This window comes from Nostoc sp. UHCC 0252, from assembly GCF_034931145.1.
Taxonomy (GTDB): domain Bacteria; phylum Cyanobacteriota; class Cyanobacteriia; order Cyanobacteriales; family Nostocaceae; genus Nostoc.
Genome location: NZ_JAYGHE010000037.1, coordinates 22,593 through 34,075, shown reverse-complemented (window position 1 = coordinate 34,075; position 11,483 = coordinate 22,593). Strand labels below are relative to the sequence as shown.

The window sequence follows — 11,483 nt, the reverse complement described above, 5'->3', positions numbered from 1 at the left end:
TCAAAGACTCGTCGGCGAGTATCAAAGACTCGTCGGCGAGTATCAAAGACTCATTCACGAGTATCAAAGACTCGTCGGCGAGTATTAAAAACTCATTCTCTATTCCCCATGCCCAATCCCCTATGCTCAATGCCCAATGACAAATGACAAATAACAAATGACTAAAAAGTGGTTCCGAATTGGGATAGTGAGTATATTTCTTTTCTCACTTGCCTTAAGGTTTTGGGGACTGGAGCGATTCAACACTCTGGTATTTGATGAAGTTTACTTTGCCAAATTTGGTAATAACTATCTCACGCATACGCCATTTTTTAATGCTCATCCGCCGCTAAGTCAATATATGATCGGCATCGGAATTTGGATTGGTAGTCACATTCCTTTTTGGCACGATACCGTGAATGGGCTGACAGGTTCATTGCGATCGCCTTGGACTTATCGGTGGTTTAATGCCCTTACTGGCTCATTTATCCCTTTAGTTGTAGCTGCGATCGCTTATCAGTTAAGTTATCGTCGTACCTTTGCTCTACTTGCAGGTTTTTTCACAGCTTGTGATGGCATCTTTCTAGTTGAATCTCGCTACGCTTTAAGTAATATTTATATCGTCATCTTTGGTTTATTAGGACACTGGTTTTTATTATTGGCATTAGATAATCAAAACCGGAAACGTTCATTTTGGTTAGTTTTTGCTGGTATTGCTTTTGGTGCGTCAGTTGGTACTAAGTGGAACGGTTTATGGTTCCTATCAGGTGCTTATCTTATTTGGATAACAGCTTGGTTAATTCAGGGAATGCATTCTTTTCCTAACCCCAAACTCTTCTTTAAATATCCCCTATTGAAGGAGGCAGGGGACAGGGAACAGGATAGCGCAGCGTTAGCGAGTCCGCAAGCGTCGGCAGGAACTAGTACTTTTTCTCCCCCATCTCCAGCATCTTCTTCATCTCAGACACCACTACAAAACTTGACTCAAATAAATGTTTTCCAGATGTTATTTTATTTAGGAGTAATTCCAGCTTTTATCTACAGCATTATCTGGATTCCTCACCTTCAGCTAGATAAAACTTATGGATTTATTGCAGTACATGAGCAAATTTTGAAATTTCATTTGCAATTAGGTGGTAATAGTTCGGATGTGCATCCTTATTGTGCTGCCTGGTATAAATGGCCTTTGATGACTCGACCAATGGCATATTATTATCAAACGGCTGAAAGTATCACCGAACCATTACCTGTAATTGGGCCACCTTTGCCTGCTGGTGCTGGGAAAGTTATTTATGATGTTCATGCAATGGGCAATCCATTTTTGTGGTGGTTTGGTGTTGCTGCCATGTTATTTTTAGTAGGAATGTTAGTTGCACAAATCGTTATTCCTTGGGTGAAGGAAAAGCGTCTTTCAGTACCTGCAACCCTTAGCGTTGATACTTGGATTGCCTTGTATTTAGTTATAAACTATGCTGCTAACTTAGCACCTTGGGTAAAAGTTACAAGGTGCGTTTTTATATACCATTATATGTGTGCAGTAGTATTTATATTTTTAGCGATCGCTTGGTTTGTCGATCAGTGCCTTCGCAGTTATTATCAACAACTCCAGGCGCTAGGTGTCACCATTACTTTTATCATCCTGGCTGCTTTTATTTTCTGGATGCCCATTTATTTAGGTTTACCCCTCTCCCCTCACGATTATAAACTGCGAATGTGGTTTAACTCTTGGATTTGATTTGATTAAAAGATCATAGGGCATTAAGCATTGAAAGAATAATAATTCCTCCTGTACAGGCGTAATTAGTCGCGTCTTTTAGCTCTTAACATAGCTACACATATACAAATTATTTTAATCACATGGTTTTAACATTTCTTATCGGTATGTAACTTTAGCTACTGTTAGACTTTTCAAAGCGCAAGCAGATGAGATAAGTCTGCAAAACGCAAACACCAGGGCATGGGAAATTAGATACTAAGTAAAAATGCTGGATAAAAAGTAGATAACTTTTAAATCCATCATTTTCCGTTATTATAGATACTCTAGTTTTGATGCTCCCGAAAACAAGGAGGATCTCATGGAAATGAACTTACAATTCCCAGGTATTAATTTAATTAGCTTGAAAGAAGCACCGATTCATATTTCTAGCCAAATTCAGCCTCATGGTGTCCTGTTAGTATTGGAGGAGCCTGAGCTAAAAATATTACAAGTTAGCACTAATACATTAAAGATTTTCGGAATTGCTCCCGAAAATATGTTGCATAAGAAATTAGAAGATTTACTAGATCCCTTTCAAATAGAGAGAATTAAAACAGGGCTATCCGGGGAAAATCTTGATTTCATCAATCCCACCAAAGTTTGGGTGCGAAAAAAAGGTGACGATTACATAGTATTTGATGCAATATTTCACCGCAATACAGAAGGATTTTTAATATTGGAGTTAGAACCTGCTCTGACTCAAGAAAATATCCCGTTTTTAAGCTTTTATCATCTAGCTAGAGCCTCCATAAATCAACTAGAAAAAACAGCAAATCTCCGTGACTTTTGTCAAGTTATCGTTCAAGAAGTTCGGAAAATAACGGAATTTGACAGAGTAATGTTATATAAATTCGACGATGATGGGCATGGTTCCGTTGTCGCCGAAGAAAAACTAGATAGTCTAGAACCATACTTAGGGCTGCATTACCCAGAGTCAGATATTCCCAAATCAGCGAGAAAATTATTTGCTGCCAATTCGATCAGAATCATCCCTGATGCTTATTCTCAGGCAGTAAAACTTTTTCCTGTAAATAATCCAATTAGCGATCGCCCGATTAATTTAACCAACTCTATTCTCAGAAGTGCTGCTTCTTGTCATACAGAGTACTTGCATAATATGGGTGTTGGGGCTTCGCTGACTATCTCTTTAATTAAAGACCAAAAACTTTGGGGACTAATTGCTTGTCACCATCAATCCCCGAAACAGGTTTCCTACGAATTGCGTAAAGCTTGCGAATTTTTGGGGCGAGTAATATTTGCAGAAATCTCAGCCAGAGAAGAGACGGAAGACTACTATCACCGAATAAATCTGACACACCTTCAATCAGTTTTGATTGAATATATGTCTCAAGAAGAAAACTTTATTGATGGTTTAGTTAAAAATCCGCAGCATCTTTTAGATTTGGCTAGCGCTCAAGGTGCAGCTGTCTGTTTTGCGGGAAATTGCACGGTAGTTGGTGAAACACCTAGAGAAGAAGACCTGAATTTTTTAGTCCAATGGCTGAAGAATAATGTTGAAGAAGAAGTCTTCTACACAGATTCTTTGCCGCAGATTTATCCAGATGCTGAAAGCTTTAAAAATGTCGCCAGTGGTTTATTAGCGATTCCTATCGCCAAACGGACTTATGTTTTGTGGTTCCGACCGGAAGTAATTCAAACTGTAAATTGGGGTGGCGATCCTACTAAGGCGTTTGAAGTTAGCCAGTCAGAAGGAAATGTTCGTCTGTGTCCACGCAAATCATTTGAACTGTGGAAAGAAACGGTTCGCTTAACATCTTTACCTTGGAAAGATGTAGAAGTTAAAGCAGCATTGGAACTGCGGAAAGCAATTGTTAATATTGTGCTGCGTCAAGCCGATGAACTAGCCCAGTTAGCGCAAGATTTAGAACGTTCTAACGCCGAATTGAAAAAGTTTGCCTACGTCGCCTCCCATGACTTGCAAGAACCGCTCAATCAAGTTGTGAATTATGTCCAACTGTTAGAGATGCGGTATAGCGAAGAACTTGACGAAGATGCTCAGGAGTTTATTAGTTACGCTGTGCAGGGAGTTAGCCTGATGCAGACGTTGATTGATGACGTACTAGCATACTCGAAAGTGGATATGCAGGCGATCGCATTTCAAATGAACGAGGTAGAGAAAGCCTTAAATCGAGGGTTGGGCAATTTGCGTCAACGCATTAATGAAACTGGCGCTATTATCACCCACGATCCCTTACCAACAGTGATGGCTGACAGCACCCAACTGATGCAGCTATTCCAAAACCTGATCGGTAACGCGATTAAGTTCCATAGCGATGAGCCGCCACAAATTCATGTGGGAGCAGAAAGGACAGAAGATGCATGGTTGTTCTCAGTTCGGGATAATGGAATTGGCATTGACCCAAGATTTAGCGATCGCATTTTCGTAATTTTTCAGCGCTTACATACGCGCGATGAATATACTGGTACAGGTATGGGTTTAGCCATCTGTAAGAAGATTGTCGAATGTCACCGGGGGCGGATCTGGGTAGAGTCAGAACTAGGTGAAGGCGCAACCTTCTACTTTACGATTCCAGTTGGAGGACGCGAACTTGAGCGTAGAAACGGGAGAAAAACACAAAACCATCTTTTTGGTCGAGGACAATAAAGCTGACATTCGCTTAATCCAAGAAGCGTTGAAAAATAGTTCAGTGCCCTACCAAGTGGTAACGGTCAGGGATGGTATAGATGCTATGGCTTATTTACGCCAAGAAGGTGAATATGCTGACGCATCACGCCCTGACCTCATTTTATTGGATTTGAATTTGCCCAAGAAAGATGGTCGAGAAGTGCTGGCGGAAATTAAAGCTGATCCAGTACTAAAACGCATTCCAGTAGTTGTGTTAACAACCTCAAAAAATGAGGATGACATTTTTCACAGCTACGATTTGCATGTGAATTGCTACATCACCAAATCTCGCAACCTCAACCAATTATTCCAAATCGTCAAGAGTATTGAAGATTTTTGGCTCTCTACTGTGACGCTACCATCGGAGTGAGGAGGGGGCAGAGGGGCAGGGGGCAGGGGGCAGAGGGGCAGGGGGCAGGGGGCAGGGGGCAGGGGGAGAATAACTAATGACTAATGACAAGATAGAGGAGCAATAGGGGGTGAAACCCGAAGATTATGGTTGTGAGCTACTCAGTAAAAATCTTGTTAATTGAGGATAACCTAGCTTCTGCAAGGTTGTTACAAGAGTTTCTGACGCAAGCCCAGTCCCAAGAGTTTACTCTGGTTCATGTGACGCGATTGGGGGAAGCACTTCAGGAATTAAGTAAGTGTAATTATGATGTGATTTTATTAGATTTAACTCTACCTGACAGTCAAGGATTGTCATCTCTACCTCCTTTAATTGGTCAAGCGCCAAGCATACCGATCGTTGTTTTAACCAATACAAATGACGAAGAACTGGCAATTGAAGCAGTGCGACAGGGGGCGCAAGATTATCTAGTCAAACGCCAGGTAAATGTAGATGTGTTGGTTCGCTCTTTACGTTATGCGATCGAGCGCAAGCAGGTTTTAGAATCATTACGCACAGTCAATGAAACGTTACAATGCCGGGTTGAAGAACGAACTGCGGAACTGGTGAAAGCCAATGAACTTAACCAGTTCAAATCTGAATTTGTCTCAATGCTCTCCCATGACATCCGCAATCCCCTGAACACTATTCTCTTGGCTGCTGGATTGCTACAAAATCAGGATGAAAGATTGACCAAAGAGAAAAAACTGAATCATTTGCAAATGATTCGCTCGGCGATCAAAAATATGGCAAAGCTATTGGATGAAGTTACATTCATCGGCAGAGCTGATTCTGGCAGACTGGGGTATGAACTAATTTGCATAGATTTAGAAGCTTTTTGCCGCCAAATGGTCGAGGAAGTTCGATTAATAGCAAATGAAAAGCATTTAACTTTGGTGTTCGCCAGTTTTGGGAAATTAGACGAGGCATTATGGGATGAAAGCTTGCTGCGCCACATTTTGGGCAATTTACTGAGCAATGCAATTAAGTATTCACTACCAGGTGGGATAGTGCGCTTTGAACTAATGGGTCAGGAAAAAGCGGTAGTTTTCCGAATTCAAGATTGGGGAATTGGCATTCCTCAAGAAAACCAAAAGCGACTGTTTCAGCCTTTCCAACGTGCGGACAATGTTGGAACGATTCCCGGTACTGGCTTGGGACTAGCGATCGTCAAAAAATGTGTCGATGCACACGAGGGCGAGATTGTAGTCAATAGTCAAGTTGGAGTCGGTACAACTTTTACCGTTACCCTTCCTTTGCTAGAAGTTTAAGCGGTTACAGCAATTTTCACATCTGGGTAATACAGTACTTTGCAGGGGCATAATATATTGTGCCCCTGCGTATCCTGACTTAGTTAAACATTTGTCATTGCCGACGTTCCACTTCGTTGCGATCGCAATGACATATCATAAGTGATTTGCCGGAAATGGCATCACTCCTCTTTTCTCTGCTGATCAAAAAATTTATTTATCTTTACAAGAAGTTTATTAAAATTTAGCGGCCATTTTCGGAATTCATAAATGGGATTTGTAGCCTAATCTATATCTACAAAAGCAATATTTGGAAAATATTGTAAAAAACATCACTTAAGCAAATTATTCTTTGCATAAAAGAAAAGAATAAGAGTGATAAGTATTACATCTGTAAGGAAAAATAGCTTTTGCAATTTCTCTAGTAATTTTTACTTATATATAGGGATAATTGCCAAATTTTGCATCGGTTATAAAACATCGGTGTGTCCACAAAATTAGTTAATTATACGTATATGTCCGACTGTTCAACGGAAATTAAAACAAACCATTTAAATATAAATACGAGCAAGTATCTAACATCATTTCAACGGAGACTACTGACAGTAAGTTTGGAAAAAGATTTACCTGAATCTTACCGACAACGGATTGAAATCATGTTGTTGGCAGATGAGGGAAAAACTCAAAGATCAATTTGTCAAACTGTGGGGTGTTGTCCAGCAACAGCAAGGCATTGGATGCACATAGCTCGGACAGGGATGGCGCACCAATGGCAAGATTGCCCCATTGGTCGCCCGAAAGCAGTAAATGACGAGTATTTAGAACGTTTGAAAGAACTGATTAAAAGTAGCCCTCGTGATCATGGCTATTCTTTTCATCGATGGACAACAAACTGGCTAGGGAAGCATTTAGCCAAAGAATTTGGGATTGAAGTGAGCGATCGCCATCTCAAGCGGCTGCTCAAACAGATGGGATTATCCACACGACCAAAAGCTCATAATCCTGAAGAAAACAGCATTGAACAGGCTACGGGTTCCAAAATCTTGATTAGTGACCTCAAATCGCCGATTACTAACGATAATTCCGAACTATTACCTATTAACTTCGCAAATTTAGCAAAAGATTCAGAGATTCATGGTACACAATCTATCGAATCAGTTGGTTTCTCTACAACAACTCAACACTATCCTGGGGTGTTCTATTCCAGCAGAGGAATATCAACAATATCTTCGACAATTTAAAGAGAGCAAGCCAAAAGTCGGTAAATTTTGGCAAGCAACTGATGCCGAACCAGGTATATATGTTGCGATCGCTGGCAAGGTAAGATTGCTCGATAGCACCGATGAGTTAATCGCTACTTTAGAGGCGGGAGACTCATTTGGGGAATCTACCCTGTTCCCAGAAGCACAATTCCAGCCTTATACTTCCAGAGCCTCGATAAATTTGCAACTATGCTTTATTCCGGGTGAAGTGTTGTCTTCATTGATGGCTAAATATCCTCAAATTCGGGAGAATTTGTGGGCTAAAGCACTATCTCACACTCCTCAACAGGTTGACTCAAGTAATGCGGTGAATGCAGTCGAGTCAAATACGTATTATCAAACAGATATTTTGTCGGAGTTGCCGCGTGGTAATAAGATTAGCAAAGCTTATTTTCCTAATCCTACACAGCAAGTTGGGCATTTATGGCAGCGAGTGACTCGACGCTATCCATTTTTTGCTCAACAGAGTGCATCCGACTGCGGTGCAGCTTGTTTAGTCATGGTGTCTCGCTATTGGGGAAAACGCTTTAGTGTCAATCGCTTGCGCGATCTTGCCAATGTTGATCGTAATGGCGCATCTTTGCGGGGATTATTAGTAGCGGCGGAAAGTCTCGGCTTTGCCACACGCCCTGTAAAAGCCGGACTTCAGCAATTAGCAAAGCAAAGCTTACCAGCCATCGTGCATTGGGAAGGCAACCATTACATTGTTGTCTACGAAATTACTCCCAAGCACGTCATTGTAGCCGACCCTGCGATCGGTCAATGCACCCTCAGCCACGCCGAATTTAAAGCTAACTGGACTGGTTATACCTTGCTGCTACAACCGACAGCCAATCTTAAAGAGACTCAAGAGAGTTCTACACCCTTTTGGCAGTTCTTTGAGTTGATGAAACCTCATGCTTTGGTGATGGTGGAGGTGTTTATCGCTTCAGTATTTATCCAGATATTTGGACTCGTGACTCCCTTATTCACTCAGTTAATTCTAGATCGAGTGGTAGTGCAGCGATCGGAACTTACCTTAACAGCCGTCGGGTTAGGGTTGCTAATGTTTAACCTGTTTCGAGTAGCGATGACAGGGCTGCGCCAATATCTGCTAGACCACACAGCCAATAGAATAGACTTGGCACTAATTATTGGATTTATTCGCCATACCTTGCGGCTACCCTTGAGCTTTTTCGAGTCCCATTATGTCGGGGACATTATCTCTCGCGTTCAAGAAAACCGCAAAATACAACGCTTCCTTTCCGGTGAAGCATTATCAATCCTTCTAGATTTACTCACCGTCTTTATCTATGTAGGATTAATGTTTTGGTACAGTTGGAAAATGGCGTTGCTGATACTATTAATTATCCCGCCTTTTGTTTTGCTAGCATTGATTGCCACACCTTTTTTGCAAAAAAACTCTAGGGAAATATTTAATGGTGCTGCCAAAGAGAGTAGTTACCTAATTGAAGCTCTAACTGGTGTGCGAACAGTCAAAGCTACAGCAGTAGAACAAACAGTGCGTTGGCATTGGGAAGAGTTATTAAATAAAGAAGTAAAAAGTAATTTCTCCGGGCAAGTTATTAGCAATCGCCTGCAAATATTCAGCAACACAATTCAAGCATTAATGACTACTGCTTTGTTGTGGTTTGGAGCTTACCAAGTAATTCATAACCAATTAACCATTGGGCAATTAGTAGCATTTAATATGCTATTAGGTAATATTATTACGCCCTTTCAACGCTTAACTGTACTGTGGAATCAGTTTCAGGAAATCGTAATTGCTATGGAGCGTATTAATGATGTATTAGATGCAGAGCCAGAAGAAGATTTACATCACCAGGCACGGCAAAATTTACCTTACATACAAGGTAATATTCGCTTTGAAAAAGTGACATTCCGTTATCACTCAGAAAGTGATATGAATATCTTGGAAAATCTCAGCTTTGAGGTTAAACCAGGGCAAATGGTGGCATTAGTGGGACGTAGTGGTTCTGGAAAAACTACTATTTCTAAGCTTGCTTTAGGGTTATATCCTCCTACAGACGGCAAAATTTTTATTGATGGACAAGATATTACTAGTATTTCCTTAAGTTCTTTACGTCAACAGGTTGGAGTAGTTGATCAAGATACATTTTTGTTTGGCGGAACGATTCGAGACAATATTTGTTTAGGGCATCCTGGGGCGGCTTTAGAAGAAGTGATGCAAGCAGCAAAACTAGCAGGAGCCGATGAGTTTATTAAAAAATTACCAATGGGTTACGAAACTCAAATCGGTGAAGGTGGAGGATTATTATCTGGTGGACAAAGGCAGAGAATAGCTATTGCCAGAGCTTTATTAGGTAATCCTCAATTATTAGTTTTAGATGAAGCAACTTCCCATCTAGATACCGAATCAGAAAGAATTATTCAACAGAACTTTAACACAATCCTTAGAGGAAAAACTACTTTGGTAATTGCTCATCGTCTTTCCACAATACAAAATGCCGATTTGATTTTAGTACTAGACAGAGGTGTGTTAATCGAGAGTGGAAACCATCAAGAATTGATGGCAAAGCGGGGACATTATTTCTATTTAAATCAACAGCAGTTAAAGGTGACAGCGTAAACTAAGTTTAGAGAAAGAAAAATTACCTTTAATTATCCATAAGTTTTTGATCTTTAAAAATCTGTATTAAGGTTATGCCAAATAGTGTAATTAATGGGCGGGTAACAAACCCAATATCAGAAGACTTATTTCAGCCGACAATTTTATCTCCCCAAGTTCCCGCGAGGCTAACTGATGACTGGTCTGAAATTACCAAAGAATCTCTTGATAGCTTTCCCCAGGTTTGGACAAGAGGATTACTATATTTTTTAGTTGTATTTGTGTCTATAATTTTGCCTTGGGCCATGCTATCTAAAGTAGATGAAACTGGTACAGCTAGAGGGAAAACTGAGCCTAAAGAAAAGACAGTTAAACTCGATGCTGCTGTGGATGGAACTGTTGCCGAAATTCGAGTTAAAGAAGGTGATTCAGTGAAGGCTGGGCAGATTTTATTGGTTTTAGAATCACAACTAGTCAAAGCAGAGTTGCAGCAGGCACAAGATAAGTTAGAGGGACAACTAAATCGGCTAACTCAGTTAAATTCCTCTAAAAATCAGTTATTTATCTCTTTAGCAACTCAAGAACAGCAAAATCAATCTCAACATTTAGAAAAACAGGTACAAATCGATCAAGCACGACAAAATTTGAATGCTATTAAGAATGCCTATGAATTACAAAAGCAAGAGAAGTTATCTCAAGTTAATCAAGCACAGCAAACTCTAAAGCATAGCCTCAACACTAGTAAGTTAGCTGAGAGTAGTTTAATAAGTACTCAGCGTGAAGTCGAACGCTATAGCAAGCTAAAAAAAGAAGGAGTAGTTCCAGAAATTAATGTTGTAGAAAAAGAAGATATTGCTAAAGAGAAGCAAAAATTATATGAGCAAAGTCAATCAGATATTGAGCAAGCAAAATTAACTTTGGCAGAACAAAAGAGCAGTTACGAAAGAACTATTCGCCAAATTAATGCTGATATTGAACAAGCTAGATTGCAACTAAAAGAACGAGAAAGAAGCTATGAAACTTTGATCCGTTCTGGTCAGCTATCGGTGCTAAAAATTGCAGAGCAGCAGAAAACTTTAGAAAGTGATATTACCTCATTAAAATCGGAAATTGCTCAAAACAAAAGACAAATTCTATCATTAAGATTTCAGATGGGGCAACGAGAAATCAGAGCTACCACAAGTGGTACATTATTTCATTTACCGATTGAAAAACCCGGTTCAGTTGTGGAGTCTGGGACAATGGTGGCGGAGATTGCATCGCTAAATTCACCTTTAATAATTCGGGCACAAATGGCAACGACAGAAAGTGGTTCTTTGCGAACAGGATTACCAGTCAAAATCAAGCTTGATGCTTATCCTTTTCAAGATTATGGGGTTATATCAGGTGAATTAATTAAAATTTCTCCTACTACTACAGAGATAAATACATCTAATGGAAAAGTAGCAGCTTATAACCTAGAGATTTCTCTAAAACAAAATTGTATTTTCTCCGCAAATAAGTGTATTCCATTACGTCCTGGGGATACAGCAACGGCTGAGGTAATCATACGCCAGCGTCGAATTATTGATTTTCTGCTTGATCCGTTTAAGAAATTGCAGCAAGGAGGTGTGAAATTATAATGATTTCACG

Annotated in this window: 7 protein-coding genes; all 7 read left to right on the top strand. The window is 40.2% G+C overall.

The annotated features are described in order from the left end of the window. Positions 1–157 precede the first annotated feature (157 nt). The 7 genes from VB732_RS20240 to VB732_RS20210 all read left to right on the top strand — a co-directional run bounded on the left by VB732_RS20240 (position 158) and on the right by VB732_RS20210 (position 11,473). Positions 158–1,714, top strand: a complete 1,557-nt coding sequence (locus tag VB732_RS20240) for a dolichyl-phosphate-mannose--protein mannosyltransferase (protein ID WP_323232695.1) — start codon at positions 158–160, stop codon at positions 1,712–1,714. Positions 1,715–2,054: 340 nt separating this feature from the next. Continuing rightward, positions 2,055–4,361 carry an ATP-binding protein gene (locus VB732_RS20235; RefSeq protein WP_323232694.1) on the top strand — a complete coding sequence of 769 codons (2,307 nt, stop codon included), beginning with the start codon at positions 2,055–2,057 and terminating at the stop codon, positions 4,359–4,361. Next, on the top strand, positions 4,306–4,752 hold the full coding sequence (locus VB732_RS20230; protein WP_323232693.1) for a response regulator: 447 nt from the start codon (positions 4,306–4,308) through the stop codon (positions 4,750–4,752). The genes VB732_RS20235 and VB732_RS20230 overlap by 56 nt, the downstream gene beginning before the upstream one ends. A gap of 125 nt (positions 4,753–4,877) precedes the next feature. Then, on the top strand, positions 4,878–6,041 hold the full coding sequence (locus VB732_RS20225; RefSeq protein ID WP_323232692.1) for a hybrid sensor histidine kinase/response regulator: 1,164 nt from the start codon (positions 4,878–4,880) through the stop codon (positions 6,039–6,041). A 494-nt stretch (positions 6,042–6,535) separates the two neighbouring features. Next, positions 6,536–7,261, top strand: a complete 726-nt coding sequence (locus VB732_RS20220; RefSeq protein ID WP_323232691.1) for a helix-turn-helix domain-containing protein — start codon at positions 6,536–6,538, stop codon at positions 7,259–7,261. Beyond that, positions 7,155–9,872, top strand: coding sequence for a peptidase domain-containing ABC transporter (locus VB732_RS20215; protein ID WP_323232690.1), 2,718 nt, complete (start codon positions 7,155–7,157; stop codon positions 9,870–9,872). Before VB732_RS20220 ends, VB732_RS20215 begins: the two co-directional genes overlap by 107 nt. A 74-nt stretch (positions 9,873–9,946) precedes the next feature. Further along, positions 9,947–11,473, top strand: coding sequence for an HlyD family efflux transporter periplasmic adaptor subunit (locus VB732_RS20210; protein ID WP_323232689.1), 1,527 nt, complete (start codon positions 9,947–9,949; stop codon positions 11,471–11,473). The last annotated feature ends 10 nt before the right edge of the window (positions 11,474–11,483 follow it).

What these genes read in the sequence shown, in the direction of transcription:
- VB732_RS20215 (WP_323232690.1), top strand. Translation starts at nt 7,155, where the DNA reads ATGGTACACAATCTATCGAATCAGTTGGTTTCTCTACAACAACTCAAC.
- VB732_RS20225 (WP_323232692.1), top strand. Translation starts at nt 4,878, where the DNA reads ATGGTTGTGAGCTACTCAGTAAAAATCTTGTTAATTGAGGATAACCTA.
- VB732_RS20210 (WP_323232689.1), top strand. Translation starts at nt 9,947, where the DNA reads ATGCCAAATAGTGTAATTAATGGGCGGGTAACAAACCCAATATCAGAA.
- VB732_RS20220 (WP_323232691.1), top strand. Translation starts at nt 6,536, where the DNA reads ATGTCCGACTGTTCAACGGAAATTAAAACAAACCATTTAAATATAAAT.
- VB732_RS20235 (WP_323232694.1), top strand. Translation starts at nt 2,055, where the DNA reads ATGGAAATGAACTTACAATTCCCAGGTATTAATTTAATTAGCTTGAAA.
- VB732_RS20240 (WP_323232695.1), top strand. Translation starts at nt 158, where the DNA reads ATGACTAAAAAGTGGTTCCGAATTGGGATAGTGAGTATATTTCTTTTC.